Annotated in this window: 30 protein-coding genes; 11 read left to right on the forward strand and 19 right to left on the reverse strand. The window is 67.1% G+C overall.

Features of this window, described 5'->3' with window-relative positions; genetic code table 11:
- The first annotated feature begins 96 nt into the window (after positions 1–96).
- Positions 97–315 carry a hypothetical protein gene (locus tag CMV14_RS05625; protein ID WP_238147199.1) on the forward strand — a complete coding sequence of 73 codons (219 nt, stop codon included), beginning with the start codon at positions 97–99 and terminating at the stop codon, positions 313–315.
- Here the strand turns inward: CMV14_RS05625 and CMV14_RS05630 are convergent.
- From CMV14_RS05630 to CMV14_RS05645, 4 genes are read right to left on the reverse strand one after another with little or no spacing between them, the layout of a single operon-like run.
- Positions 312–1,262, reverse strand: coding sequence for an SDR family NAD(P)-dependent oxidoreductase (locus tag CMV14_RS05630; protein ID WP_066967789.1), 951 nt, complete (start codon positions 1,260–1,262; stop codon positions 312–314). The genes CMV14_RS05625 and CMV14_RS05630 overlap by 4 nt on opposite strands.
- Positions 1,259–2,143: an SDR family NAD(P)-dependent oxidoreductase gene (locus CMV14_RS05635; RefSeq protein WP_066967785.1), complete on the reverse strand. Its 885-nt coding sequence runs from the start codon at positions 2,141–2,143 to the stop codon at positions 1,259–1,261. The genes CMV14_RS05630 and CMV14_RS05635 overlap by 4 nt, the downstream gene beginning before the upstream one ends.
- The gene (locus CMV14_RS05640) at positions 2,143–2,898 is read right to left on the reverse strand and encodes an SDR family NAD(P)-dependent oxidoreductase (RefSeq protein ID WP_066967782.1); all 756 of its coding nucleotides are present in this window, start codon (positions 2,896–2,898) and stop codon (positions 2,143–2,145) included. Before CMV14_RS05640 ends, CMV14_RS05635 begins: the two co-directional genes overlap by 1 nt.
- A 15-nt stretch (positions 2,899–2,913) precedes the next feature.
- The gene (locus CMV14_RS05645; RefSeq protein ID WP_066967779.1) at positions 2,914–4,257 is read right to left on the reverse strand and encodes an aromatic ring-hydroxylating dioxygenase subunit alpha; all 1,344 of its coding nucleotides are present in this window, start codon (positions 4,255–4,257) and stop codon (positions 2,914–2,916) included.
- Positions 4,258–4,428: 171 nt separating this feature from the next.
- On the opposite strand from CMV14_RS05645, the gene CMV14_RS05650 reads away from it, so the two are divergent.
- Both CMV14_RS05650 and CMV14_RS05655 read left to right on the forward strand, forming a co-directional pair.
- Positions 4,429–5,226: an SDR family oxidoreductase gene (locus tag CMV14_RS05650; RefSeq protein WP_066967776.1), complete on the forward strand. Its 798-nt coding sequence runs from the start codon at positions 4,429–4,431 to the stop codon at positions 5,224–5,226.
- A gap of 13 nt (positions 5,227–5,239) precedes the next feature.
- Positions 5,240–6,427 carry a DUF1214 domain-containing protein gene (locus CMV14_RS05655; protein ID WP_066967770.1) on the forward strand — a complete coding sequence of 396 codons (1,188 nt, stop codon included), beginning with the start codon at positions 5,240–5,242 and terminating at the stop codon, positions 6,425–6,427.
- Between the two features lie 63 nt (positions 6,428–6,490).
- Here CMV14_RS05655 and CMV14_RS05660 read toward each other — a convergent pair whose 3' ends face one another.
- From CMV14_RS05660 to CMV14_RS05670, 3 genes are all read right to left on the reverse strand, one after another.
- The gene (locus tag CMV14_RS05660; RefSeq protein ID WP_066967766.1) at positions 6,491–6,934 is read right to left on the reverse strand and encodes a nuclear transport factor 2 family protein; all 444 of its coding nucleotides are present in this window, start codon (positions 6,932–6,934) and stop codon (positions 6,491–6,493) included.
- Positions 6,934–7,731 carry an SDR family NAD(P)-dependent oxidoreductase gene (locus CMV14_RS05665; protein ID WP_066967763.1) on the reverse strand — a complete coding sequence of 266 codons (798 nt, stop codon included), beginning with the start codon at positions 7,729–7,731 and terminating at the stop codon, positions 6,934–6,936. The genes CMV14_RS05660 and CMV14_RS05665 overlap by 1 nt, the downstream gene beginning before the upstream one ends.
- A 93-nt stretch (positions 7,732–7,824) precedes the next feature.
- Positions 7,825–8,256 (reverse strand): PaaI family thioesterase, encoded by a 432-nt coding sequence (locus CMV14_RS05670; protein ID WP_066967760.1) that lies wholly within the window; start codon positions 8,254–8,256, stop codon positions 7,825–7,827.
- A gap of 146 nt (positions 8,257–8,402) precedes the next feature.
- Here CMV14_RS05670 and CMV14_RS05675 point away from each other — a divergent pair, with 146 nt between their 5' ends.
- Positions 8,403–9,305 (forward strand): crotonase/enoyl-CoA hydratase family protein, encoded by a 903-nt coding sequence (locus CMV14_RS05675; RefSeq protein ID WP_238147200.1) that lies wholly within the window; start codon positions 8,403–8,405, stop codon positions 9,303–9,305.
- On the opposite strand, the gene CMV14_RS05680 is transcribed toward CMV14_RS05675, so the two are convergent.
- The 4 genes from CMV14_RS05680 to CMV14_RS05695 are packed head-to-tail and all read right to left on the reverse strand — an operon-like array spanning position 9,297 to position 12,004.
- Positions 9,297–9,719 (reverse strand): nuclear transport factor 2 family protein, encoded by a 423-nt coding sequence (locus CMV14_RS05680; RefSeq protein ID WP_066967753.1) that lies wholly within the window; start codon positions 9,717–9,719, stop codon positions 9,297–9,299. The two genes, CMV14_RS05675 and CMV14_RS05680, sit on opposite strands and share 9 nt — an antisense overlap.
- A gap of 1 nt (position 9,720) precedes the next feature.
- Entirely contained in the window at positions 9,721–10,872 is a 1,152-nt protein-coding gene (locus CMV14_RS05685; RefSeq protein ID WP_066967750.1) for a thiolase family protein, read from the reverse strand.
- The gene (locus CMV14_RS05690; RefSeq protein ID WP_066967861.1) at positions 10,869–11,228 is read right to left on the reverse strand and encodes a Zn-ribbon domain-containing OB-fold protein; all 360 of its coding nucleotides are present in this window, start codon (positions 11,226–11,228) and stop codon (positions 10,869–10,871) included. Before CMV14_RS05690 ends, CMV14_RS05685 begins: the two co-directional genes overlap by 4 nt.
- 5 nt (positions 11,229–11,233) lie before the next feature.
- A complete protein-coding gene (locus CMV14_RS05695) occupies positions 11,234–12,004 on the reverse strand; it encodes an enoyl-CoA hydratase/isomerase family protein (protein WP_066967858.1) in 771 nt (256 codons plus the stop codon).
- Between the two features lie 156 nt (positions 12,005–12,160).
- On the opposite strand from CMV14_RS05695, the gene CMV14_RS05700 reads away from it, so the two are divergent.
- The 6 genes from CMV14_RS05700 to CMV14_RS05725 all read left to right on the forward strand — a co-directional run bounded on the left by CMV14_RS05700 (position 12,161) and on the right by CMV14_RS05725 (position 16,895).
- Positions 12,161–13,339: an acetyl-CoA C-acyltransferase gene (locus CMV14_RS05700; protein ID WP_066967747.1), complete on the forward strand. Its 1,179-nt coding sequence runs from the start codon at positions 12,161–12,163 to the stop codon at positions 13,337–13,339.
- 103 nt (positions 13,340–13,442) lie between these two features.
- A complete protein-coding gene (locus CMV14_RS05705; RefSeq protein WP_066967744.1) occupies positions 13,443–14,423 on the forward strand; it encodes a thiamine pyrophosphate-dependent dehydrogenase E1 component subunit alpha in 981 nt (326 codons plus the stop codon).
- Positions 14,423–15,430: an alpha-ketoacid dehydrogenase subunit beta gene (locus tag CMV14_RS05710; protein WP_066967740.1), complete on the forward strand. Its 1,008-nt coding sequence runs from the start codon at positions 14,423–14,425 to the stop codon at positions 15,428–15,430. Before CMV14_RS05705 ends, CMV14_RS05710 begins: the two co-directional genes overlap by 1 nt.
- A 21-nt stretch (positions 15,431–15,451) precedes the next feature.
- On the forward strand, positions 15,452–15,682 hold the full coding sequence (locus CMV14_RS05715; protein ID WP_066967737.1) for a biotin/lipoyl-containing protein: 231 nt from the start codon (positions 15,452–15,454) through the stop codon (positions 15,680–15,682).
- A 2-nt stretch (positions 15,683–15,684) separates the two neighbouring features.
- A complete protein-coding gene (locus CMV14_RS05720) occupies positions 15,685–15,990 on the forward strand; it encodes a DUF4286 family protein (RefSeq protein ID WP_066967733.1) in 306 nt (101 codons plus the stop codon).
- Between the two features lie 2 nt (positions 15,991–15,992).
- A complete protein-coding gene (locus tag CMV14_RS05725) occupies positions 15,993–16,895 on the forward strand; it encodes an NADP-dependent oxidoreductase (RefSeq protein ID WP_238147201.1) in 903 nt (300 codons plus the stop codon).
- 5 nt (positions 16,896–16,900) lie between these two features.
- On the opposite strand, the gene CMV14_RS05730 is transcribed toward CMV14_RS05725, so the two are convergent.
- Together CMV14_RS05730 and CMV14_RS05735 are read right to left on the reverse strand one after the other, a co-directional pair.
- The gene (locus CMV14_RS05730; protein ID WP_238147202.1) at positions 16,901–17,797 is read right to left on the reverse strand and encodes an SDR family NAD(P)-dependent oxidoreductase; all 897 of its coding nucleotides are present in this window, start codon (positions 17,795–17,797) and stop codon (positions 16,901–16,903) included.
- Between the two features lie 13 nt (positions 17,798–17,810).
- Positions 17,811–19,058: a DUF1214 domain-containing protein gene (locus tag CMV14_RS05735; RefSeq protein WP_238147203.1), complete on the reverse strand. Its 1,248-nt coding sequence runs from the start codon at positions 19,056–19,058 to the stop codon at positions 17,811–17,813.
- A gap of 93 nt (positions 19,059–19,151) precedes the next feature.
- Here CMV14_RS05735 and CMV14_RS05740 point away from each other — a divergent pair, with 93 nt between their 5' ends.
- A complete protein-coding gene (locus CMV14_RS05740) occupies positions 19,152–20,045 on the forward strand; it encodes a LysR family transcriptional regulator (RefSeq protein ID WP_066967855.1) in 894 nt (297 codons plus the stop codon).
- A gap of 6 nt (positions 20,046–20,051) precedes the next feature.
- On the opposite strand, the gene CMV14_RS05745 is transcribed toward CMV14_RS05740, so the two are convergent.
- The 6 genes from CMV14_RS05745 to CMV14_RS05770 all read right to left on the reverse strand — a co-directional run bounded on the left by CMV14_RS05745 (position 20,052) and on the right by CMV14_RS05770 (position 26,417).
- Positions 20,052–20,732: an SDR family NAD(P)-dependent oxidoreductase gene (locus tag CMV14_RS05745; RefSeq protein WP_066967722.1), complete on the reverse strand. Its 681-nt coding sequence runs from the start codon at positions 20,730–20,732 to the stop codon at positions 20,052–20,054.
- Between the two features lie 11 nt (positions 20,733–20,743).
- On the reverse strand, positions 20,744–21,295 hold the full coding sequence (locus CMV14_RS05750; RefSeq protein ID WP_066967719.1) for a nuclear transport factor 2 family protein: 552 nt from the start codon (positions 21,293–21,295) through the stop codon (positions 20,744–20,746).
- A gap of 23 nt (positions 21,296–21,318) precedes the next feature.
- Positions 21,319–23,052 carry an N-acyl-D-amino-acid deacylase family protein gene (locus tag CMV14_RS05755; protein ID WP_066967716.1) on the reverse strand — a complete coding sequence of 578 codons (1,734 nt, stop codon included), beginning with the start codon at positions 23,050–23,052 and terminating at the stop codon, positions 21,319–21,321.
- A gap of 85 nt (positions 23,053–23,137) precedes the next feature.
- The gene (locus CMV14_RS05760) at positions 23,138–24,250 is read right to left on the reverse strand and encodes an epoxide hydrolase family protein (RefSeq protein ID WP_066967713.1); all 1,113 of its coding nucleotides are present in this window, start codon (positions 24,248–24,250) and stop codon (positions 23,138–23,140) included.
- Positions 24,250–25,098 (reverse strand): metal-dependent hydrolase, encoded by an 849-nt coding sequence (locus CMV14_RS05765; protein WP_066967708.1) that lies wholly within the window; start codon positions 25,096–25,098, stop codon positions 24,250–24,252. Before CMV14_RS05765 ends, CMV14_RS05760 begins: the two co-directional genes overlap by 1 nt.
- Before the next feature lie 23 nt (positions 25,099–25,121).
- Complete coding sequence (locus CMV14_RS05770; protein WP_083216058.1) at positions 25,122–26,417, reverse strand: cytochrome P450; 1,296 nt, start codon at positions 26,415–26,417, stop codon at positions 25,122–25,124.
- Between the last annotated feature and the right edge of the window lie 33 nt (positions 26,418–26,450).

Raw genomic sequence — 26,450 nt, forward strand, 5'->3', positions numbered from 1 at the left:
ACAGGCCACATAAGGGCTTTCCCCATCATGGGGATGATGAGTTTGCGCTGCCGCCGCCGCATGATAGCCTGCATGAAATTCGCGGAAGGAGAGGCCGTGACCAAGGACATCAGCGACGAGGAAAGCCGCCGTATCATGACGACGGCGATGGACGTGCGGCCCGATGAGAATGTTCATCGCGATCCTACCCTGGCCCCGCCGCCGGTTTCGCGGGCACGCCCCGTCACCAGTGAGGAAAGCCGGGTGATCATGTCGCTCGCCGCCAATATGCGGCCGCTCGAGAATTTCCACCCGGAGCGCGACGAGGAAGCCTAACCCCTTTCCATATCCGGCCCGAAATCGGCCTGGGACTCGGCGTTCCAGGGGAAGTGCGCGAAATAGCGGGCGCCGGCCTCGGCCTGGTTGTGGACCACGCTCAGCCGGCTTTCGTCGAGGATCGCGGGCAAATGCGCGGCGATCCGCTCGGCGTCCAGTCCGGGTTCGCAGACCTCGCCGGTTTCCGCCATCACCAGGCTCGACAGCCGGCCGCCGCCGGTCAGCCAGATTCGCCCGCTCTCGGAGCAGTCGCGGCTCAGGAACCACGCCATCGCCGCTGCCACCCGCTCGGGGGCGAGGTTGTCGCGGAACCAGTCGACCGTCGCCTGGTCTGGAATCTGCTCAATCATCCGCGAATAGGAGGTCGGCATCACCGCGTTGACGAGGATGCCGATTGGCCGGCCCTCGATCGCGGCGTCGAGGGTCAGGCCGATCATCCCGGCCTTGGCCGCCGCATACGCGGCGTTGCCCCCGACGCCGAGCGCGCCGTTGGAGCTGATGTTGAGGATGCGTCCATAGCCCTGCACCGCCATCAGCGGCCAGACCGCGCGCATCAGATGATGGCCGCCGATCAGGTTGGTCGCATAATGGCGCTCGATCGCATCGTCATCATGGATTGTGAAGCTGCCCGCCAGCGCGGTGCCGGCATTGTTGACGAGGATGTCGATCCGGTCGAACGCATCGAGCGCGGCGCGGACGATCGCGCGGGCCGCGTCGGCGGTGCCGACCGCCCGGCCGTTCGCTTCGGCAATGCCCCCGGCCGCCCTGATCTCGGCGACCACTGCCTGGGCGGGTTCGGCCGAGCCGTCCCGCTGGCCGAGCACGCCGCCGCCATAATCGTTGACCAGCACCCTGGCGCCGCGCCGGGCCAGTTCCAGCGCATAGGCGCGGCCCATGCCGCCGCCCGCGCCGGTGACGATCGCGACCTGTCCGTCGAAGCGGATCATGGTTGTTCCATCGCCTTCGCCAGTTCGGGCATCAGCTCGGCGCCCGAGGCGAAGGAACTGGTCCATTCGGGATTCGGCTCCAGCCGCGCCATCACCTCGTCCAGCGTGCCGCTCGACAGATCCTCGATCGGTCCTTCGAGGATCTGGACGCGGCGGACATGGCCGGCGCCGGCATGATAGATGCCGCCCGAGCTGCGGCAGCGCTCGCTCGCCAGCCAGCCGACCACCGGGGCGACCTTGTCGGCCGAGGCGTAGTCGGCCCATCGCTCGCCGAAATGCGCCGCCGACATCGGGGTGTAGGCGGCGGGCGCGACGACGTTGATGCGGACGTCGGCGCCATCGGGCACGTCGAGCGCGAGTGAGCGGGCGAGGCCGATCATCGCGCCCTTGGACGCGCCATAAGCGGAAGACTGCGCCTGACCCCACAGGCCGGCGCTCGATCCGGTCAGGACGATGCGGCCATAGCCGCGCCCCGTCATCACCGGCCACACCGCCTTCAGGCCGTACACACAGCCCCACAGGTTGATGTCGATCACCTCGCGCATCGCGTCGATCGTCATCGCGCCGAAATCGCTCCAGCACAATACGCCGGCATTGCTGATGAAGATGTCGATTCCGCCGAACCGTTCGAGTGCCAGATCGGCCATCCCGATCGCCGCGGCCTCGGATTCGACCGGCCCGTCATGCGCCGCCGCCCGGCCCCCGGCGGCGGCGATCTCGTCCACCACCGCCTGCGCCGCCGATGTGCCGTCCGCCGCCGGCCGGTTGCTGACCACCACGGCGCAGCCACGTGCAGCCAGCCAGCGGGCATAGGCGCGGCCGAGGCCCTTGGCCGCGCCGGTGACGATGGCCGTGCGGCCTGAGAAATCGGGATCGGCCATCACAGCATCATCTGGCCGCCATCGACGTTGATCGTCTGGCCGGTAACATAGCGGCTGTCGTCGCTGGCGAGGAACAGCGCGGCGGGCCCGATATCGTCGGCGCAGTCGCCGAGATAGCCGAGCGCGACCAGCTTCATCACCTTCTCGGCTTCCTCGGGAAAGTCCTTCACCCATTGCTCGGCGATCGGGCTCAAGGCGGCGGGGCAGATGACATTGACGCGGATCCTGTGCTTGCCCAGCTCGCGCGCGGCGGTGCGCGACAGGCCCCGGATCGCCTCCTTGGTCGCGGCATAGGCGGCGAAGCCGATGCCGCCATGGATGCCCTCATAAGAGCCGAAATTGATGATCGATCCGCCCTTCGCCTTCATGTGCGGCAGCACCGCCTGCATATGCTGGAAGGTGCCGTAGAGGCCCGATTCTATCGTCAGTGCGAACAGCGCGTCGTCGGTCTCCTCGAACATCGCGCCGGGCTTCGATGTCTGGGCATTGTTGACGAGGATGTCGATCCCGCCGAACAGCTCCACCGCCTTCGCGGCGGCGGCTTCCGCATCGGCGCGGACGCCGGTGGTGCCCGCGACCCAGGCAGCCTTGCCCCCAGCCGCGTTAAGCGCGGCGGCGGCGGCCTCCAGCTTGTCGGCGGTGCGGCCGGTGATCAGGACATTGGCGCCCTCGCGCGCGAAGACCTGCGCGATGCCGTTGCCCACGCCCTGGCCGCCGCCGGTGATGATCGCGGTCTTGCCGCTCAGCCTGCCCATCTCACTCGTCTCCCGTCATATCCCGATGAATTCGCGCAGCGCGCGGTGGAAATTGGACACGCTCTTCTCCTGGACAGGATTGGTGCGCGAGCCGTTGAAGCCCATCGATCGCATGCCGCGCTGGACCTCGGTCATGTTCCGGAAGTCCTGCTCCAGGATCAGCCCCCAGGCGTCATGGTCCTTCCAGTCGGCGAAATATTGCCGTTCGAGCGGTGGCTCCTCGCCCTCCGGATAGAGCACCAGCGAATAGACCTCGAAGATGCAGCGTTCAGGATCGTCGCGGTCGGGCCGGGCGCGATAGGCCAGCATCGCGTCGGGCGCGGGCAGGAACACCATGTTGGGAAACAGGTGCCAGTCGGCCCCAGCTCGGGCGATTTCCTCGGGAGTCAGGGCCGGGAAGGGGATGCCGCGCTCGCCGGCCGCCTCATAGGCGATCTGGCCATATTTCATCAGCACGTCGAGCAGGCTCGCCTCGGGCGGCAACTCGTCGACCAGCCGGTCCATCAGCCCGGCCATGTGCGGCGGGATCGACGCCTTAAGGTCCTGTTCCAGCATCAGGATGAAGTCGCGGACATTGTGCCGGTAATCGACCTTCTGCGCCGCCAGCCGCCCGGACCGCTCGCCAAGCGAGATGCGGCCGGGCGCGAGCTGGTAGCTGCCGTGCCGGCCCTCGGCGAAGGCCTGCGCCTCGTCGTCATGGACGGGGAGGAGCTGGGTGTGGGTGGTCTGGACATGATAGCCTTCGTCGAAGGCTTCGAGAGCGGTCTTCCAGTTGCAGGCGATGCCGGTCGACTTATACCAGCGGTAGCGCATCTTCTCGAACGGATAGTTGCGGAACACCTCGGGCAATGGCGCCAGGAATTCGAGCAGCGGCTCGGTCTCCGCGCTCATGCAGACGAACACCCAGCCGCCCCAGCTGTCGACCCGGACCCTGGGCAGGGCGATGTCCTCGTCCTTCAGGCTGCCGTCCCAATTGTCGCGATCGACGACATGCGCGATTGTCCCGTCTAGCTTCCACGACCAGCCATGGAAGCGGCAGTGGAGGCGTGCGGCATGGCCGCAGCCTTCGGTCAGCCGGCGGCCGCGATGCTGGCAGGCATTGTGATAGGCGGCGATGCGATCGGGCGCGGTGCGGACGACGATGATCGACTCGTCGAGCAGGTCGTAGGTCACATAATCGCCGACCCCGGGAATCTCCTCCTCGCGGCAGGCCATCTGCCATGTCCTCGGCCACAGCCGTTCGGCCTCGCGCCGGGCGAAATCGCGCGAGACGTAATCCTCCTTGGGAATGAAGTTGTCAGGCCCCGCCTTGGCGCGGCGGGTGATCTCTGGCTGCAACTGCTGGACGGGCTGGTTCACGTCGCTCGATCCTCTCCGGCGTGGCGGGGAGAGGACAGCGGCGGCTATCCCGCGTCAATGTCTTGAGGCACGTGCCTGCATGGTCATCACCAGTCTGATCGGTTGCGCCGCGCCGTTGTGCGGCCCCGCGCGAGCCAGCATCCCCTCCCGTGGAAGAGAGGAGCGGACGGCATGGCGCAGCGATGGTTCATCACCGGGGTAACCGGCGGGATCGGGCGGGCCCTGTCCGCCATGCTGCTCGATCGCGGTGATATCGTCGTCGGCACCGCCCGCCGCGTGACCGAAGCCGATGATTTCGCGCGGACCCGGCCTGGGGCCTCGCACGGCGTCGCGCTCGATCTCGACGATCATGGCCGCATCGCCGCCGTGGCGGAGCAGGCGGTGGCACTGGCTGGCGGGTCGATCGATGTGGTCGTCAACAATGCCGGCCGCAGCCTGTGGGCGCCGGTCGAGGAGACCCCACTCGACGACGCCAAGGCGCTGTTCGCGACCAATGTCTTCGGGCCGATGGCGGTGATGCAGGCCTTCCTGCCGCATTTCCGCCGGCAGGGGCGGGGGATGTTCGTCAACATCTCCTCGGGCTGCGGACTGTTCGGCGTGCCCGGCGTCGGTGCCTATTGCGGCAGCAAATTCGCGCTGGAGGGCCTTTCCGAGACGGTCGCGCTGGAGGCCGCCCCGTTCGGGGTGAGGGTGATGCTGGTCGAGCCGGGGGCGGTGCGCACCCGCTTCATCAGCCATGGCACCGCCGAGGTCGGCGCGCGGGGCGGCCATTATGGCTATCTCGATAGCGGCAAGGGCGCGCTCGACGCCTATTATGAGGAGAAGGCGATGGCGCCCGAAGCGGTCGCCTCGGCGATCCTCGCCGCGCTCGACGGTGGCGATCCGCCGCCGCGCCTCGTTCTGGGCGACGATACCCGGCCCGGCGCGCGCGCGAAATTCCAGGCGCTGGCCGATCTGCTGGCTGACTGACGGGAGAGGGACGATGACCGGAACCGATCGGGCCTGGGCCGACTATCAGCGCGTGATCGACGAGGCCCGCACCAGGGCGATGACCTCGCGCTGGGCCGACACGCCGCAGATGCGCGCCCAGGCCGCCTATTATATCTCGATGCTGCAGGCCTTCGGCTTCAACCTCTACATGGCGCCGCGGCAGGCCTATCCGACCTTTTTCTCGCATATGATCTTCACGCCGGTCGAATATCAGTGGGGGGCGCCGAGCCCCGATTTCCGGTATCACTGGACCGCGATCGACGGCGCGCGGACCTATCGGATATGGGGCCGGCGCGGCAACACCCGCTGGCTCGACGTCCAGGCGCAGCATGGCTGGTGGGGCGATGCCGATCAGCGCAACCTCGCCAACTGGGACATTGACGAATTCGAACTCGGCCCCGACGGCAGCTTCGAGGCGATCGCCTCGCCCGATCCGCAGCCCGGCAACTGGATGAAGCTCGACCGCGACAGCCGCAACATCTGCCTGCTGGTGCGCGACGTGTGGGACGACTGGGCCAATGCCGACGGCGCCACCATCCACATCGAATGCATCGACCGCGATCCGTCCCACAGCGTGCTGCTGAGCGAGGCGCAGATCGCCGAACGGCTCGGCAAGATCGCGCACATGACCAGCTATTCGGTCGACTGGTACCAGGACATGTCCGACACCGTCCTGCGCGAGGCGGGCGGCACCAACCGTTTCTGGCTGCCCACGACCTCTGTCTCGAACGTCGGCGGCAATCCGCGTGCGGTCTATATCCAGATGATCTACGATCTGGCCGAGGATGAGGCGCTGGTCATCGACTGCGATATTCCCGACTGCAAATATTGGTCGCTCCAGCTCGCCGATCCCTGGTTCCAGACCACCGACTATCGCTTCCACGCCAGCTCATTGAACGACAAGCAGGCGCGGCGCGATGCCGATGGCCGGGTGCGGATCGTCCTGTCCCCGCGCGATGCGGGCGTGCCCAACTGGGTCGATACGGCCGGGCTGCTCAAGGGACTGGGCATGTGGCGCTGGTATCTGTCGCCGAGCCATCCGGTGCCCGAGACGAAGAAGGTCAAGCTGGCCGAGGTGCGCGATCATCTGCCGGCGGACACCCCGGTCGTCACGCCGGAGCAGCGGGCCGTGATGCTGGCGACACGGCAGGCGCAGGTGGCGCGGCGCTTCGGGTTCTGAGGGGCGCGTTTCACCCCCGACGCCATGCTGAAACGAGTTCAGCATGGCGGCCGGAGAAAGACCTCAGCGCGCCTCGTGATCGACGAACAGGCGCGTCAGCTTCATCTCCATGATCAGCCAGCGGCCGTCCCGCTTCGCATAGCGCTCATGGTAATGGCCGAAGCCGTGCAGGCGGCGCAGCGGCATGTCGGGAGCGTCGTCGTCCCAGCGGAGGATGTCCTCCATCGCCCAGATCGCCCGCGCCTCCGTGGGGGAGATGATCTCGACCTCGGGGCAATGGCCATGGTGAACGGTGCGGCAGCGGGCCAGTGGAACGCTTGCTGCCTCGACGATCGCGGCCCGGCCCCGGATGACGGTGCCGGGCACGTCGTCGCTGATGTCGAACAATGCGTCCTCGGCGAACAGCGCGGCGAAGCCTTCCCAGTCCTTGGTGTCGACGCAGCGGAAATAGCGCGCCTTGACAGCGCGGACCTCCTCGATCGCCAGCAGCGTCTCGATCGGGTCCATCAGGCCACGCCCGCCGCCGCGATCGATGCCATGATCTCCTCGCTGGTCGGGTTACGCCGCAGGGTCAGCCCGCCGGTGACGTGGAAGGTCTGGCCGGTCATGAAGCATTCGTCGCTGGCGACGAACAAAGCGGTGTTGGCAATGTCCTCGATCGTGGTGATCCGGCCCAGCGGATATTCCTTCGCATAGGCCTCTACCAGGCCGGGGACATTATAGCCGTCGAGCATCGGCGTGAGGGTGAGGCCGGGCGACAATATGTTCGCGCGGATGCCGTGCTTGCCATAATCATGCGCGACGAAGCGGGTCATTTGGTTGAGACCGGCCTTGGCACCCATATAGCTGCAATGGTCGTCGGACATGATGTCGGCCACCGCCGACGAGATGTTGATGATCGATCCGCCCCGGCCGATCGGGCGCTTCATCCGCCCCACCACCGCCTGCATGAAGAACAGCCCGCCCTTGAAGATGATCGACAGCATCTCGTCGACCTGTTGCTCGGTCTCCTCCTCGAACGGCGCCAGGCTTCCGGTCGCGGCGGCGTTGACGGCGATGTCGATGAAGCCATGCCGTTCGACAACCTGATCGGCCAGCGCCTCGATCCCGGCGCGGCGGCGCACGTCGCAGGGGATGGCGGTGGCGCCCGTCTCGGCCGCGAAGGCGTCGAGACCCTCGCGCCCGCGTCCCGACACCACCACCGTCGCGCGCTCCTCGATGAAGCGCTGGGCGATCGCCTGGCCCATATTCCCCGCGCGCGTCGCGCCCATGATCAGCGCGACCTTGCCGTCCAGCCTGCCCATATGATCCTCTTCCTGTCGGGAACGGCCGTTATGCGCCGGAAGGAATCGGCGCTGCCAGCCGGGCGCGCCGAAGCATCACAGCCATGATCGGGGTCAGGCGGTGGGCGGGAGCTGCCGCTCCGGCGCCCATTTGAGGCGAAAGATGCCGTTGGCCCGCAGGGCGAGTTCGCCATCGGCGGTGAAGGTCGCGTCGACGAAGGCCAGCTTGGGCGTCTTGCGCAGCAGGCGGGTCCGGCCCTCGACCCATCGGCCAATCGCCGCCTCGCCGAGATAGTCGAGCGACAGCGACACCGTGGGGCCGCTCAGGCCGGTCATCGTCCCGACATTGATGCCGAGCTGGACGTCGGCGACACAGGCCCATACCCCGCCCTGGCACACCCCCCGACGGTTGCAATGCTGCGATCCGACATGGAAGCCGAGCGCGATATGATCGCCTTCGCGCCGGAAATGGATCGGCGCATAGTTCGCCATCACCTCGTCGATCGGGGGAAGCAGCTCGAAGCCGGGTGGCGGTTGCTGGGTCATGTCGTCTCGTGCCAGCCGCCGCGCGGCGGGACAAGCGCGCCGATAGGCAGCAATCACATAGGCGATTCCCGGCCGTTCGGGCTCGCGTCGGCCCTGCGCCCTATGTCATGCACCACCGAAGGATGACGAGAGGGCGTGTCATGGGCATGAAGTGGCTGAAATCGACCGATTGCGTGGCGTTCGACGTGCGCGACAATGTCGCCCGCATCACGCTGAACCGGCCTGAAAAGCGCAATGCGCTCTCCGGGCAGACGATTCGCGAACTGCATCAGGCGCTGCTCGAGGCCGACGACCGGCGCGACGTCAACGCGATCCTGCTGTCGGGCGCGGGCAAGGATTTCTGCGCGGGCTATGACCTCACCGACAGCTATGGCGGCGCTGCCGACACCGCGCTCGATTATGATCCGGCCGAATATCGTACCCGCGCCGGCACGCTCGATGACGATATCTGGAACCTGGAGCGGCAGCAGGACCTGACCCTGATCATGCTCGACCTGCACAAGCCGATCATCGCCAAGATCCAGGGCAATTGCCTGGCCGGCGGCACCGACCTTGCCTTCTCCTGCGACATCGTCCTGGCCGCCGACGATGCCAAGATCGGCTTCCCCGCCGCGCGCGCCAACGGCACCCCGCCGACCAACCTCTGGTTCTACCATTGCGGGCCGCAATGGTCGAAGCGGATGCTGTTCACCGGCGACACGATCAGCGGGATCGATGCCGCGCGGATCGGCCTCGTCCTCGAAGCCTATCCCGCCGACGAGATCGACGCGCAGGCCGACGAGATGGTCCGCCGCATCGCCTGCGTCGACGCCGAGATACTGGCGACCCACAAGCGGGTGATGAACATGCAGATGGAGCTCGCCGGCGCCAAGCTGTCGCAGCGCTATGCAGCCGAGCTCGACGCGCGCGCGCATCTCAGCCAGGGCCCGCGCCGCAGCCAGTTCCGCAAGGACATGGCCGAAAAGGGGCTGAAGGAAGCGCTGACCAACCGCGATGCGCCGTTCGGCAACAGCCGCGTCGCATTGCGCGCGCGGGTGCCGTCAGCCTAGCACCCGACCCCAGAAGGCCTGGGCATCGGCATCGAGCATGTCGGCGCCATAGGTGATCCGCCCGCCCTCGACGCGGTAGAGCATCGCCCATTCGTAGCTTATGTCCTCGCCGGTCGCGCGGCTGCGGCGATAGGCTTTCGCGTGGACCAGCGCGCATTGCTCGTCGATCCCGCTGATCGCGACGATTTCGTCACTGCGTTCGGAGATCGCCTCGGCGCAGCGGGTGACGAAGGCGAGGAAGGCGTCGCGGCCGACCAGCATCTCCTTGCTGCCCGATGGGCCGAACAGGCTGTAGCAGGCGTCGGGGTGGATATGCGCCCAGCTGTCGGCGCGTGATCGGTCGATCGTCGCGATGGCATCGATATCCTCGCCGAAGCGGAACACGTTTCGCAGCAGCTTCTCCGCTTCGTTCATCTCACCCCCGCGCCAATATCACCGTCGCTTCGCTCGACAGGACGCCGCCATTGCCGTGCGCCACCGCCAGCTCGGCGCGGGCAAGCTGACGCTCGCCGGCCTCGCCGCGCAGCTGTCGCACCGCTTCGACCAGCAGAAACAGGCCGTACATGCCGGGATGAACGCAGGAGAGGCCCCCGCCATTGGTGTTGACCGCCAGCCGCCCGCCGGGCGCGATCGCGCCGTCGGCGACGAAGCGGCCGCCCTCGCCCTTGGGGCAGAAGCCGAGATCCTCGAGGAACAGGATCGGCGTGATCGTGAAGGCGTCATAGACCATCGCCAGCTCGATATCGGCCGCCGTCACCCCCGCCTGGGCAAAGGCCTGCGGGCCGGAGATGGCGGCGCCCGTCACCGTCAGGTCGGGCATCGAGCTGATCTCGCGATGGGTGACGGCATGGGCCGCGCCCAGCACCGGGATGGGCCGTTTCGCGCAATCCTTCGCCCGGTCGGCACGGACCATCACCACCGCCGCGGCGCCGTCGTTGAACAGGCAGCAGTCGCGCACCGTCAGCGGATCGGAGACCATCCGCGCCGACAGCACGTCTTCGATGCTCAGCGGATCGCGCACCGCCGCTTCGGGATTGAGCTGCGCCCAGCGCCGCGCCGCCACCGCGACCTCGGCGAGCTGCGCCCGCGTCGTCCCATAGACATGCATGTGCCGGCTGGCCGCCAGCGCATAGGAGGAGAGCGGGGCTAGCGGCTTATAGGGAGCTTCCCAGGGGCTCTGCTGGGTCATGCCGACGCCGGGCGGCGGGTTGCTCGCCGGGTTGGAGCCATAGGCAATCAGCGCGCAGTCGATCAGCCCGGCCTCCAGCGCCAGCGCGGCCTGCTGGACATAGACTTCGAACGCCGATCCTCCGGTGCGGTTGCAGTCGACCACCTTCGGCGTCAGGCCAAGATACTCGGCCAGTTCCATGCCCCCCAGTGCCTCATAGGGCGCCGAGGTATAGAGCGCGTCGACATCCTTCAGCGACAGCCCGGCATCGGCCAGCGCCAGCATCGATGCGCGCGCGGCCATGTCCACCGCCGCGACGCCAGGGCATCTGCCGATCCCGAAGGTGGCGGCGCCGACGATCGCGGTGCGCCCGCGCGGGAAACCATGGACCATCGTCATGCCGGCACGAAGACGAGCAAAGGCTTGTCCCCCTCCGCGACGATGCGTGCCGTCACATCCATGCCGATCCGCACCGAATCGACGTTGATGCCGTCGACCCGGCTCATCATCCGCGGCCCCTCGGCAAGGTCGACCAGCACGACAGTATAGCTTTCCGCCGGGTCCTTCTTGCGAACCACGGTGAGGGCGTGGACAACGCCCTTGCCCGACGCCTCCACCCATTCCAGATCGTCCGCGCCGGTACCCGGCTCGACGATGCGCGGATAGAAGACATGGCCGCCGGTCGATCGGCTGCGCTGGATCATGAAGCGGCCCTCGGCCAGATGGGCGCGCCACTCCGCCTCGGGCTGGATCATCGCGCTCACTCGCCCTTGAACACTGGCTTGCGCTTCTCGCGGAAGGCGGCGAGCCCTTCCTCATGGTCCTCGGTGCGGCTCGCGATCGGCTGCATCGTCGCTTCCATGTCCAGATATTGTTCGAAGCTGCTGTTCCAGGTGAGGTCGAACTGGCGCTTGGCCAGGCCCATCGCGACGCTCGGGCCGGCGGCGAAGCTCTGGGCCAGTTCCATCGCCCGGTCCATCAGCTGGTCGTCGGCGGTCTTCTCGAACACCAGGCCCAGCGCCAGCGCCTCGTCGGCGCCGATGATCCGGCCCGAATAGATCAGCTCCTTGGCCTTCTGGATGCCGAGCTGCTGGCGCAGGTGCCAGACCATCCCGCCATCGGGCGCCAGCGCGATGTTGCGGAAGATCGCGGCGAACTTCGCCTTTTCGGCGGCCAATATGATGTCGCAGGCCAGCGCGTAGGACCAGCCCACGCCGACGCAGACGCCGGGCACCGCCGCGATGGTCGGCTTCTTCAGCGAATGGATCGCCCTGGCGATGCGGTTCAGCGTGTGCATCCGATCCATCGATCCTACCACGCCGCCCCGGCCCATCCCGCCGACGTCCATGCCCGAGCAGAAGGCGCCGCCGGCCCCGGTCAGGATCACCGCGCGAACCTCATGGTCGAGCGCGATCTCCTCGAAGGCGTGGTACATCTGCCCGCGCATCTCCTGGGTGATTGCGTTCTTGGTTTCCGGGCGGTTCAGCGTCACGATCGCGACGGCCGCCTGCTTCTCGACGGTGATGGTCATCAGGCGCTCCAAGCCAATATGTCGGGGCCCGGTGTGTTGGGGGAGCGGCCGGCGGTCAAGCGAGCGGGGAAACATCGCAGACGTGATGAGCTTGGCGGCCGATGGAAAGCCGCCCTCGCGCGGCCTATCTCGCGGTCAGGCTGCGGGAGGGCAGAGATGAAGGAAGCGGCGATCGTCGCCACGGCGCGGACCCCGATCGGCAAGGCCCATCGCGGCGCGCTCAACAATGTCCATGGCGCCACCATGGCGGGGCATGTGATCGCCGCCGCCGTGGCGCGCGCCGGCATCGATCCGGGCGAGGTGGAGGACGTGCTGCTCGGTTCGGCGCGCTGCGAGGGCGCGGTCGGTTCGAACATCGCACGGCAGGCGGCGCTCCGGGCCGGGCTGCCGGTCAGCGTCTGCGGCGTCACGCTCGATCGCAAATGCTCCTCAGGCCTCCAGACGATCGCCTTCGCCGCGCTGCGTATCCGAAGCGGGGAGGGCGGCATCTATGTCGCAGGCGGGGTCGAGACGGTCTCGCTGGTCGATCCGCACCGCAATACCTTCCGCAACAAGGATGAGTGGCTGGTCGAGCATAAGCCCGAAATCTACATGGCGATGAACCTGACCGGCGATATCGTCGCGCGCCGCTACGGCGTCAGCCGCGAGGCGCAGGACGCCTTCGCCGTCGCCAGCCAGGCGCGCACCGCCGCGGCGCAGGACAAGGGCATGTTCGACGAGGAGATCGTGCCGATCGCCGTCACCCGCAACATCGTCGACAAGGCGCTGGCGGTGACGGGTCAGGAAGAGGTTCGCTTCGAGCGCGACGAGTGCAACCGGCCCGGCACCGATCTGGAGGGGCTGGCGAAGCTCAGGCCGCTGTTCGAGGGCGGCACCGTCACCGCCGGCAATTGCAGCCAGCTCTCCGACGGATCGAGCGTCTGCGTGGTGATGGACGCGGATGAGGCGTCGCGGCGCGGCATTCCGATTCTCGGCCTCTACAAGGGCATGCAGGTCGCCGGATGCGAGCCCGACGAGATGGGGATCGGCCCGGTCTTCGCCGTGCCGAAGCTGCTGGCGCGGGCCGGGCTGACGGTCGACGATATCGACCTCTGGGAACTGAACGAAGCCTATGCCAGCCAGGCGCTCTATTGCCGCGATCGGCTCGGCATCCCGCAGGAGCGGCTGAACGTCGACGGCGGCGCGATCGCGCTTGGCCATCCGTTCGGGATGACCGGCTCGCGGATGACCGGCCATGCGCTGCTTGCGGGACGGCGGCTGGGTGCGAAGAACGCCGTGGTGACGATGTGCATCGGCGGGGGCATGGGCGCGGCGGCTCTGTTCGAGATCGCCTGACCCTTCACAACCGCGATATCCTCGCGCGGCGGCTTCCAACCAGCGCTGGACATGGCAGAGCAGATATGAACGACCGACGCGCCAGCAACAGAAAGGCCGACCGATGACCAACAGGGCTGTCCCGGACGCCGCGACCCAGCTCGAGATTTATCGCCGCATGGCGCTGATCAAGGCCAATGACGAACGCTCGCGCAAGGTGATCATGACCGGTCGGCTGGTCATGCCTTATTACAGCCCGCGCGGGCAGGAAGTGATCCCCAGCGCGATCTCGGTGAACCTCACCGACGACGACTACATCTGCACCATCTATCGCGGCAGCCACGACCAGCTGGCGAAGGGTCTGCCGCTCAAGGACCTGTGGGCCGAGGTTGCCGGGCGCACCAGCGGCACCTGCAAGGGCAAGGGCGGCCCGATGCACGTCACCTATCCGACCAAGGGGATCATGGTGACGACGGGTATCGTCGGATCGACCATGCCGATCGCCAACGGCCTGGCCTGGGGATCGCAGCTACGCGGCGACGGCCGGGTGACGGTCGCCAATTTCGGCGATGGCGCGGCGAACATCGGCGCCTTCCACGAATCGCTCAACCTGGCGTCGGTCTGGAAGCTGCCGGTGATCTTCGTCTGCCAGAACAACGAATGGGGCGAGCACACCGCCTATGACAAGACCAGCAACGTGCCGGTCGCGGCCCGCGCCGCCGCTTATGGCATCCCGGGCGAGCGGGTCGACGGCAACGATCCCTTTGCCATGTACGCGGCCGCGCATGAGGCGATCGCCCGCGCCCGCGCCGGGGAGGGGCCGACCCTGATCGAGGCGATGACCTATCGTTTTCACGGGCATGTGTTCGGCGATCAGGACGCCTATATGGACAAGGGCCGCAAGGCGCAGGCGCTGGCCGACGATCCGGTGCCCCGCTTCCGCGCCCGGCTGATCGCCGACGGTGTCGCGGGAGAGGACCAGCTCGCCGCGATGGAGGCCGATATCGAGGCGCAGATCGACGAGGCGGTCGAGTTCGCGCTGGCCGGCGATTTCCCCGGCATCGAGGAACTGAAGCGCGATGTGTTCGCGGAGGAGCTGAACTGATGGCTACGCAGGCTGCCGCCAAACCCGCCAAGGCCAACATCCTCCAGGCGATCAACGCCGCCATCGCCGACGCGATGGAAGCCGACGACAATGTCGTGGTGCTGGGCGAGGATGTCGCCGATCCCGAGGAGGGTGGCGTCTGCGGCGTCACCAAGGGGCTGTCGTCGCGCTTCGGCGATGCTCGGGTGCGCTCGACTCCGATCTCCGAACAGGCGATCATCGGCGCCGCGATCGGCGCCTCGCTGGTCGGCTTCAAGCCGGTCGCCGAGATCATGCTGATGAACTTCACCACGGTGGCGATGGATATGATCGTCAACCACGCCGCCAAGCTGCGCTTCATGTCGGGCGGGCAGACCCATGTGCCGATCGTGATCCGCACCATGACCGGCACCGGCTTTGCTTCGGGCGGCCAGCATTGCGACTATCTGGAGGCCTGGTTCGCCCACACGGCCGGCATCAAGGTAGTGGCGCCGTCCAGCCCGCGCGACGCCTATGGGCTGATGCGCAGCGCGATCGACGATCCCGATCCGGTGATGTTCATCGAGAATCTGCCGACCTACTGGGCCCCCGCCGAGGCGCCCGAGAAGGGCCATCGCGTGCCGATCGGCAAGGCGAACGTGCTGAGCGAGGGCAGCGACGTTACCATCGTCGCCTATGCGCGGATGATCCAGGAGGCGCTGCCGGCGGTCGCCCAGCTCGCCGAGGCGGGCATTTCCGCTGAACTGATCGACCTGCGCACCATCGCACCCTGGGATCGTGAGACCGTGCTCGCCTCGGTCGCCAAGACCGGCCGGGCGATGATCGTCCATGAGGCGGTGACGCCGTTCGGGGTGGGCGCGGAGATCGGATCGGTGCTGAACGAGGAACTGTTCGGCAAGCTCAAGGCGCCGGTCAAGCGGCTCGGCGGGGCCTTCTGCCCGGTACCCTTCTCCAAGCCGCTGGAGACCGCCTTCGCGCCGCAGACCGCGGATATCGTTGCCGCCGCACAGGCCCTGATGGGCCGATAATCTTCCAAGGGAGTTCGCCATATGGCCGTTGAGATATTGCTGCCGAAGCTCGGCTTTTCGATGAACGAGGGGGTGCTGGCCGAATGGCTGGTCGCCGATGGCGGCCAGGCGGTCGAGGGCCAGCCGCTTTATGCGCTGGAATCGGAGAAATCGACCCAGGAAGTCGAAAGCCCGGCGAGCGGCACCCTCAAGATCATCGCCGCTGTCGGCGAGACCTATGAGGTTGGTACCGTCCTCGGCGTGATCGAGTAACGATGCGCTACATCCTCCACGTCACCTCGCGTGCGCTCCCCGGTCGGGAGCAGGATTATGATCGCTGGTATGATGAGATTCACGCCGCCGAGGTGCTGGCGCTACCCGGCTTCCTGTCGTGCGATCGCTATGACGAGCTTGGGCCGGACGGCCAGCCGACAGGGACGTTCGTCGCCCATTATGGGGTGGAGACCGACGATCCCGCCGCGCTGCTGCAAAGCCTGTTCGCGGCCGTGCCGACGATGCGGCTGACCGACGCATTCGACCCCGACAGCGCCAGCTTCTCCTTCCTCCGGCCGCACGGCTGATCATGCGCGCCGTCGCGATCGGGCGCTATGGCGGGCCCGAGGTGCTCGAGCTTGTCGAACTGCCGCTGCCTGAACCGAAGCCGGGCGAGGTGCTGGTCGCTATCCGCGCGGCGGCGGTCAATCCGGCCGACGGCAAATGGCGGGCCGGCATGTTCGCCGGCTTCGCGCCGGTCGGCTTTCCACACATATTGGGCTATGACGTCGCCGGTACTGTGGCGGGCGGTGATGGCCTGCCCGTCGGCACGCGGGTTGCCGCGATGCTCGATCCCTTCATCAAGGGCGGCTATGCCGATCATGTCGCGGTGGCGGCCGATCGGCTGGTCGCGATGCCTGATGGCCTGTCCTTCGAGCAGGCGGCGGCGGTGCCGACGGCGGGACTCACCGGTAGCCAGTTGGTCGAGCGCGCGGTCGATGCGCGGCCCGGTCAGCGCATCCTGATCACCGGCGCCACTGGCGCGGTCGGCCGCTTCGCGCTCGATGCGGCGCGGCGTCGCGGCGTGGCGGTGGTCGCGGCGGTGCGGACTTCGCGGAAGGCCGAAGCGCTGGCGCTCGGCGCCGAGGCGGCGATCGCCCTCGGCGAGGAGGATTGGACGGGGGTGCCGTTCGATCATGTCGTCGACACGGTCGGCGGCGATGCCGTTGCCGCACTGTGTCGGCATCTTCGTCCCGGCGGCCGGATCGCGACCGCAGCCACCACGCCGATCGATCCGCAGGGCCTGCCCGCCACGCCCGAATTCTACGCTGTCGTCGCCGATGCCGAGAGGCTTGGTCGTCTGCTTGAGGCCGTCGCCAAGGGCGAGATCGCAGTTCCGATCGCGCGGGTGATGCCGCTGGAGCAGGCCGCCGAGGCGCAGCGGCTGACCGATGCCGGCGGCGCGGGCGGGAAGATCATCCTGGCGCCCTGACGGGCTCAGTCCCCGTCGCGGTACATCCGCTCCAGCGTGCCCGCCAGCGGCACCGGCACGAAGCCGTCGCCGAAAGGCCAGTCGAGGAAGCCCGCCGCCGCCATCGTGCCGCCGTCGACATGCAGGGTCATGCCCGATACGAAGCGCGCCATGTCCGATGCCAGGAACAGCACTGCGTCGGCCAACGCCTCGGCCGGCGGCTGCTCTCCGCGAGGGATGTACATCTCCATGCCCTTGGACATCGCGGACGGGGGCAGGCGGCCGAAGGCCTCGCCATATTCGGGCGGGAGGCCGTTCATATTGCCCCGGCTGGGGGTGGTGTCCGGTGCGATGCAGTTCAGCCGAATCTTCTCCTTGCCGAGTTCCACCGCCATGGCGCGGGTGAAGTTGGTGGTCGCCGCCTTGGCGCCGGCATAGACCGAGAAGCCGGCGGCGCCGCGATGCGCCTCGATCGTGGTGAAGCTCACTATGCTGCCGCCCGCGCCCGATCGCCGGATCAGCGGCACGGCGCGCTGTACCGACTGGACGGCATAACCATAGTTGCGCTGGATATCCTGGGCGATGTCGGCACGGCTCGCCGCCATGAATTCGCGCCGTTGGGTGCCGCCCGCGATGTTGACGAGGATGTCGATCCGCTCGAAATCGCGTTCGAGCCGATCGTAGAAGGCATCTAGCGCGGCTTCGTCCGTCGCATCGGCATGGCAGGTGGTGACCGTACGGCCGAGTGTGCACGCCGCCGAGGCGGTTTCCGCCATCGCCGCCTCATCGATATCGCAGAGGGCGAGGTCGACCCCCGCTCGGGCGAGCGCGATCGACACCGCCGCGCCGATCCCGCCGCCGCCGCCGACCACAGCCGCGACCTTGCCGGACAGGCCGGCGCGCTCCTCCAGAAATCCGGTCATCATCCCTCTCCCGTCACCATTTGCGGCGGAGCTGCGATCCGATCCGGCGGCGGCGCAGCGCCTCCGCCCGCTCCTCGCCACCGATCCGCGCGGCGCCATCGGGCAGGTGGCGGTAGAGTTCGGCGAACTTCACCTTCTTCACCTCAGGGGTGGGATGGCTCGAGCAGCGATACCAGCGGCCGATCAGCATCCCGTAGAGATTGCCCCCGGTATCCAGCCAGTTGGCGACGCCGGGATCGTGATGCGCCAGCACCGCACGGAATTTCCCGTCCGCATCCACCTTCGCCTGCAGCCCGTTGAGGCTCGACTGGCGATAGACATAATCGACCTGGTTCCAGAGCCTGTCGATCACCTGGATGTTCCAGTAGGGGCGCTGCTCGGGCAGATCGCTCTCGATGATCAGCGCCTCGTCCTCGCCGATGTCGAACACCGTCTCCCAATAGGCCTGCGGCCAGTCCTTGCCGTTGCCGAGCTCCTGGAAGCTGGTGAGGTTGAAGCGGTTGACGAAGCCGTTGTCGGCGCAGCGCGCGACCGCGCCGATTGATATCTGCGACAGGTTGCGGACATAGCCGCCGAACAGATGCTCCAGCTTCGCGTCGGTCTGTTCGGGCGTCAGCGCCGGGCGGATGGCGGGCGCATCGATCCGCTCGATGGCGAGGCGCACGTCGCGCTCGCGGCCCCAGTCGTAGGAGAATTGCCGGACGAGAATGAAGTCGGCCTCCTCGGGCAGCTTCAGCCAGTTGTCGTCATGGCCGGCGGGCCGCTCGGCGCTGAAGATCACCTCGAACCGGCCATCCTCGTCCATCTCCAGATCGTCGAAGTCATGATTGCCAAGGCCCTTGCCCGGCAGCGGGTCCATGCCGATGATCCGGTTGCCGAGCGCGAAGCCGGCGACGGGAGCGTTGCCGCGCTCGCCTGTCACCCGATAGGTGCCACGTGCGTCGACCGGGGCATAATAATAGACCGCATCGGGATTGGGCTGCGCCAGAAACACCGAATTCTCGAAGGGGGCGAATTCGGGATGGTCAGTGGTCGACTGGAACAGCAGGAAATAGCCCTGCGACAGGTTCATCGCGAACTGGCGCCAGAGCTGCGCCTTCATCGCCTCGCTGTCCGGAAAATGCGTCCTTGTGAGCAGGTCGGCTGCCGGTTTCAGCAGCTCCGCATAGTCGGCCCAGTCGCGCATATCCGTCTCTCCCTCGGTCGATGGCGCGCAGGGTGGCGGATCGGTGCGGGCGAGGCCAGTTGCGGGTATATCCACCGCATCCATGATGGCTGGCCACATTCCATCATTCGATCCGCACTGATAATGTCGCGCTCATCCCATGACATTATTCGATAATGGGGAATGGTGATGGACCGGCTGACGGCGATGGAGGCTTTCGTGGCGGTGGCCGAGCTGGGCTCGTTCAGCCGTGCCGCTGCGCGGATGCGGATGTCGGCTGCGATGATGACGCTTCATATCGCGCGGCTGGAGGAGAAGCTCGGCGTCCGGCTGTTCAACCGCACCACCCGGAGGGTCGACCTGACCGAGGACGGCCGCCAGCTGCTCGACCGCGCCCGCGCCGCGCTCCATGCCTTCAGTCAGGCGGAAAATGCGCTGAAGCCGGGCGGCGGGCTGACCGGGCGGGTGCGGATCGATGCACCGGCCTCGATCGGCCATGGCTTCATCGTTCCCGCGCTGGAAAGCTTCCACCGCCTCTATCCCGATATCGTCGTCGAGCTGAGCCTGGGCGATCGCGGCACCGTCTTTCGCGCCGATGGCTTCGACATATTGCTCAGGGTGGGGGAGGCGCCGCTGTCGGGCTGGATCACCGTGCCGCTGGGGACGACCCGACTCGTCTGCCTGGCCGCGCCCGATTATATCGATCGGTACGGCGCCCCGGCCACGCCCGAGGACCTCAACGAGCATCGCTGCATCCTCTATGCCAGCGTCGAGGGGGCGGGTGGCAATCCGTGGAGCTTCGCACAGAACGGCCGGCGGGTGCGCATCCGCCCGCCGGCTGCCTTCACCTTCAACGACGGCGCGGCGATCATGGCAACGACCTGCGCCGGGCTCGGCATCGCGCAGAATCTGGAGATGCTGGCCCATGACGAGCTACATAGCGGTCGGCTGCGCCCCCTGCTCGAGGACTGGACGACAATGAGCCTGCAGGTCGTGCTGATGAGCGCCAGGGATCGTTATACGCTGCCCCATGTGCGGGCGACGATGGACTTCCTAGCCGAGCGGATCGACTGGCGGCTTTGACCCGGATCAGCCGCCCCGGCTCACCGGGACCAGTGCGCCGCTGATCGCGCGCGCAGCGGGCGAGGCGAGGAACAGGATCACGTCGGCGAGCGCGGCCGGCTGTACCCATTGGCTGAAATCGGCATCGGGCATGTCGGCGCGGTTAACCGGCGTATCGATGATGCTGGGCAGCACCGCGTTGACGGTGACGGAGCTGCCCGCCAGCTCGGCGGCAAGGCTTTCGGTCAGCTTGTGGACCGCCGCCTTGGATGCGGCATAGCCGCCCATTCCCGCTGCTGCGACCAGCGCACCGCCCGCGCCGATATTGACGATGCGGCCCGCTTCGGCCTTGCCCAGCGGGCCGAGCGCGGCTTTGGTCATGTTGACGCAGGTGGTCGCGTTCATCGCGAACATGCGCGCCCAGGTGTCGCTGCCGCCATCGGCCAGCGTCTGCCAGGTGAAGCCGCCGGCGACGTTGACGAGCACGTCCACCCCGCCGAACGCCGCGACTACGTCGGCCACGGTCTTTTCGGCGGCGCCCGCATCGGTCAGGTCGATCCCGCCCAGATCGATCCCACCGGCCAGCGGTTCGGGTGCGGAGGTCGCGAAATCGACCCGCGCCACCCGTTCACCCGTTGCCGCGAAGGCTGCCGCGACGGCGCGCCCCAAGGTGCCGAAGCCGCCGGTGACGATGATCGATCGTGCCATGATATTCCCCTCTATGCGCCGCCGCGCTCGCGCGTCAGCGGCCGGACATAGGAGATATCGCCCTTGTCGCGGCGGTTGGGGCCGGACTTGTGGAGCAGCCGCTCGGCTTCCTCGGGCAGGCGATTCTCCATGAACAGGCCGGCCTTCTCGTTCACGCAGACGCGATGCGCAATCCTCCACTCGCCGTCGCGCTTCTCGAAGCGGTCGACATAGCGGCCGAAGGCAAGGGTGGGCGGCCCCATCCGGTTCTCGCCCCAGAAGACATAATAGGTCTCGCCATGGGCGGTATCGCCATCAAGTTCGAGACTGTGATTGGCGATGATGTGCTGGTGCCTGGTCTGATATTCCCCGTGCCAGCCGATCGCCCAGTCGACGAACTCCGCCGCATGGCCCTCGGCCACACCATGTTCGTCGAACGCATCGGGCCAATAGGCGGACAGCATCAGCTCCCGGTCGTGGCGGTCGACCCCGCGCGTGTAGCGCAGCAGGCATTGCTGGATGTCGAAACGGTCCTTCTGCTCGCGCACGAAGGCGACCAGCTCGGGCGTCAGCATATCGGACATGGCGGTTCCTTCAGAGTACGGGTTCAGGCGGCTGTCGGTGCGGGCTGGCCGCCGCGCACCAGCCGTCCGGGCAGCGCGCCCGTGGCCACCCCGTTGCGGTAGGTGACAACGCCGCTGACTATGGTCGCCTCATAGCCCTCGGCGCGCTGTGACAGCCGCCGTCCGCCGGTCGGCAGGTCGTAGCTGGCGTGCGGCGCGTGGAGGTGCAGCCGGTCCATGTCGATCACGTTGAGATCCGCCTTATAGCCGGGTTTGACCAGCCCGCGGTCGTTCAGGCCCACGGTCAGCGCGGGCTCATGGGCGAGCTTGCGGATCGCATAGGGCAGGTCGATCTTGCGGTCGGGCTCGGCGTCGCGGACCCAATAGGTCAGCATATAGGTGGTGTAGGCCGCGTCGCAGATCATGCTGTAATGCGCGCCGCCGTCGCCGAGCGCCGGGATGGTGTAGGGATTCCTGACGAGGTGGCGGCCGGAACTCTCGAATTTCTCCCCCTCGGCATTGCCCATCGGGCGATAGAGCACCTCATGCCCGTCGCGCTCCAGCAGCGCGTCGTAGATCAACTCCTTCGGATCAACGCCCCGCGCGCGGGCCTGGGCGGCGATGCTGTCCTCGGTGCGCGGATTATAGTTGGGCGGATCGCCGAGCACGAACAGCGCATCGAGGTCCGAGATGATGAACTTGAAGAAATCATGCGGGTCTTCCGGGGATTCGGCGATCAGCCGCTTGCGGAATTCCGGATCGCGCATCCGCGCCACCTTCTGCTCCAGCGGCAGATGCTCGATCGCGCGATAGCTGGGGTTGAGCGCGAAGGGGTGGAGCGACAGTTCGAGGCCGAGCAGCCCACCGGTCGGGCGCGGGATGATCTGCCCGCGAATCTCCAGCCCTTCCTTGTTGGCCTGATCGAGATCGTTGAGCGTCTCGCGCCAGTCGCCCGGGGTGTGGGGTGTCTGCATGAAGGTGAAGGATACCGGCCGGCCGGAGGTCTTCGCGATGTCGCGCAGCAGATCGAAGCGCTGGCGCGCGGTGACGTCGTAGCTCGGCACCATCTGGAACACGCCCTTGCCGGCGTCGCGCAGGCCCGCGGCGAGTGCCAGCACCTCCTGGTCCTCGGTCGGCACCGAAGGCGCCAGTTCGCCGGTGCGGAAGCGGTGGGCATAGCTGCGCGAGGTGGTGACGCCCAGCGCGCCCGCCTCGATCGCCTCGGCGGTCAGCCGCCGCATCTCGACCAGGTCCTGTTCGGTCGGCGGCTCCAGATGCGCGCCGCGCTCGCCCATCACATAGACGCGCAGCGGGCTGTGCGGCAGCTGGGCGGCGAAATCGATGTCGCTCTCGCGCTTCTCCAGCGCGTCGAGATAGTCCGGGAAGCTTTCCCAGTTGAACGGCACGCCATCGGCCATCACGACCTCGGGAATATCCTCGACGCCTTCCATCAGCTTGATCATCAGATGATGGTCGCCCGGCTTCACCGGTGCGAAGCCGACCCCGCAATTGCCCATCACGACCGTCGTCACGCCATGGTCGGACGACGGCGCCAGACGGTTCTCCCAGGTGATCTGGCCGTCATAATGGGTGTGGACGTCGACGAAGCCTGGGGTGACGATCTTGCCGCTGGCATCGATCTCCTCGGCACCGTTGCCCTCCACCGTGCCGACTGCGACGATGCGGCCGTCCTTGACGGCGACATCGGCCGCGAACGGCTCGCCGCCGCTGCCGTCGAACAGGGTCCCGCCGCGAATGACGATGTCGAACTCAGCCATGTCTCCACTCCTCGATGGCGCCATCGCGCCTTTGCGCCGAGATTATTCTTCGTTCCGCCGCGCCACAAACGCGGACCGGCAGCCTTCAGCCCTGTGATATCTGCGCGAAGAAGCGTCCGACATTGGCGGCGAAGGCGGCTGGCTCTTCCAGCGCGGCGAAATGGCCGCCGGCCTCCATCTCCTGCCAGTCGGCGATGGCATAGGCGCGCTCGGCGGCGCTGCGCGGCGGATAGGGCATGAACTCGCGCGGGTAGAGGGCAAGGCCGGTCGGCACCTCGATCCGCCTGCCCGGCCGCGCCTCGGTGAAGATGGTGTGATACATCCAGATCGCCGACTGGACCGCATCGTTGACCAGATAGACCATGATATTGTCGAGCAGCCAGTCCTTGGAGAAGCGGCTCTCGATATCGCCGCCGGTGTCGCCCCAGCCGTGGAATTTCTCGCAGACCCAGGCGGCGAAGCCGATCGGGCTGTCGGCCAGCGCCAGCCCGATCGTCTGCGGCTTGGTCGCGTGCTGCATCATATAGGCGGATTCGCGCAGCTGCACCGCCGCCAGCGCCTGCCGGTAGGCGGTGGTCTCGGCATCGTCGCCCTCGGTCGAGGGTGGCGCCATGAACAGGTTCAGGTGGATCGCGCTGAGCACATCGCCATGGTCCGCGCCGAGGGCGGCGGTCACCGCCGATCCCCAGTCGCCGCCCTGCGCGCCGAAGCGCTGATAGCCGAGCGCCTCGGTCATCAGCTTTCGCCACAGCCGGGCGACGCCGGCCGGGCCGATCGGGCGCGGCGGCCGGCCCGAAAAGCCGTAGCCGGGCAGAGAGGGGATGACGAGGTCGAAGCCCATCGCCGACAGCGGCTCGATCACGCCGAGGAATTCGAGCACCGATCCCGGCCAGCCATGGGTCAGCAGCAACGGGAAGGGCCGGGCCGGGCCGGTGCCGCGCACATGGATGAAGTGGATATCGATGCCGTCGATCCGGGTACGGAAATGCGGCAGCGCGTTGAGCCGGGCCTCGCAGCGGCGCCAGTCATAGCGGGTGCGCCAATGGTCCAGCAGCCCCGCCAGCCAGCGCGCGTCGGTGCCATAGCGCCAGTCCGCGTCGTCCTCCGGCGCATAGCCGACCTCGGACAAGGCGAGCTTCGCCGCGATCCGGTCCAGCTTCGCCTGCGGGATATCGATGCGGAAGGGTTCGATCGCCATCAGGCCGCTGCCCTTCCCATGTCGCCGCCCTTTTCGAATCGCTCCAGATAGTCACGCAGGCCGCGCGGCTCGGGCTTGTGCGCGGGATCGTAGAAGGGCGAGAAGACCTTGAGCAGTCGCGGGCCGGTGTGACGACGCATGAAGGCCTGGAATTCCTTCAGGCTGGCCTTGGATCGCTCGACCTCCTCCGCGCTCATCGAGCGGCGGTCGGCGTCGATCAGCTCCTGCGAGACACGCTTGCTGTAGGCACCGAGATGGCGGATCGCGCTGACGAAGCCATAGCAGCGATAGAGCCAGCCGTTCCAGAAGCGGCCCCAGAGCCCCTTGGCATAGAGCGCCCGGAACAGCCGGAAGCAGACCTCGCGATGCTCATATTCCTCGGCCATATGCCACTTCCACAGGGCGACCGCCTCATGGTCAGCACCCTCCAGATAGGGGTCGTAAATCTCGAACCACATCGTGGCGGCGGGCGAGCCGAGCGATTCGAACCCTTCCGAATAGGCGAGGCAATATTTGAGCGAGCGGTGCTCCAGCATTTCCTCATATTCGCGCTCGATCCGCTGTTCGTGCGGGATGATCTCCGGATAGGCCGCGCGGATGTTGCGATTGAAGCCGGCATGCTGGCGATAATGCTGGGCCTCCTGCGCGATGAAGATGTCGATCTCGCGGTGCAGCCGAGTCTCGCTGTCGGGCAGGATCGCCTTGGCCTTCGTCATCACCTTGATCAGCCAGGGCTCGACGAACACGGGAATGGTCGAGGACGCATTCACGTTGTGCGCGAATTCGCGGTTCGGCGCCCAGTGGGGGCGGACCCGGGAATAGTCGATCTTGGGGAAACGGGCTTTCATCGTCGTCCTCTCCTGTGATGATGTCAGCCCCAGGCCACGGGAAGCTGGCGGCGGCCCCAGTACATCCAGCTGTCGATCCGCTCGGTCTCGCCGGTCAGGCGCAGCTTCGGCAGCCGCTCGACCAGTTTGCGCAGGCCGATCTGCGCCTCCAGCCGGGCGATTGGCGCGCCCAGGCAGAAATGGACGCCATAGCCGAACGACAGATGCCGCTTCACCTGGTTGAGCGGGCGGTCGATCCTGAACATGTCGGGCTCGTCGAAGATGTCGGGATCGCGATTGGCCCCCATCATCGAGAACATCAGCTTGCTGCGCTCGGGCAGTTCGGTGCCGTGCATCGTCACCGGGCACAGGCTGGTGCGGAAATGGGAATTGATCGGCGGATCGAAGCGCAGGCTCTCCTCGATCGCATTTTCGACCAGATCGGGATTGGCCTTGAGCTGCTCCCACAGTGCGGGCGTCTCCAGCAGCCGCCAGATCACGTTGGTCAGCAGGCTGGTGGTGGTCTCCTGCCCGCCGGTCAGGAAGGCGGTACAGACCTGGAACAGCTCCATATCGTTGAAGCGGCGCCCCTCGACCCGGCTGACCAGCGCCAGTGAGATATAGTCGGGCGGCAGCACCGTGCCCCAATGCTCCAGCGTGGGGTCGTCGATCCCGGCATCGGCCAGCATCTGCTTGCGCGCCTCGATCAGCCCCATGAAATGGGGCATGATCTCCGCGATCAGCGACTGTTCGGCGGCGGGATTCTTGTCGTTGAACAGCAGCGACTGGAGCTCGTCGGCCCAGCGCTTGTAGTCAGCGTACATCGCCTGGTCGGCGCCCAGCATGAAGCACATCGTCCTGGCCGGCAGCGGCAGCGCGAACAGGTCATGGAAATTGCCGCTCTTGTCGGCGCGGGCTTCGAGGCCGGAGACCAACTCCTCGGCGATCGCCTCGACCTCGGGCCGGTAATATTTCATCCGCGAAGGGGTCATGCCCTTCCGCAGCGCGGCGATATATTCGAGGTGGAAGGGAGGATCGGTCAGGATACCGAAATCGCTGAACTCGGCCCAGTCGATCGGCCCGTCACCCCATTTGAACGACCAGACCGGATTGTCGGACAGGATCTTGTCGCGGATCTCCTTATAGTCGCTGGTGACGTAGAACTGATATTCGTCGCCCTGATAATGGTAGAAGGGGCATTTGGCGGCGAGCTCGGAATAGGCCGGGCCGGGATTACGCACCGTTTCCGGATCCAGCGGATCGAAGACATGATCCGCCCTGGTCTTAAGCTGCCGTTCCGCGCCTTCGTCGCGTGGCCGTGCCTGCGCCGCTCCGCTCATCCCGTCCTCCATATCGTGATGCGGGAAATTTAC

This window comes from Rhizorhabdus dicambivorans (assembly GCF_002355275.1).
GTDB classification, from domain to species: Bacteria; Pseudomonadota; Alphaproteobacteria; order Sphingomonadales; family Sphingomonadaceae; genus Rhizorhabdus; species Rhizorhabdus dicambivorans.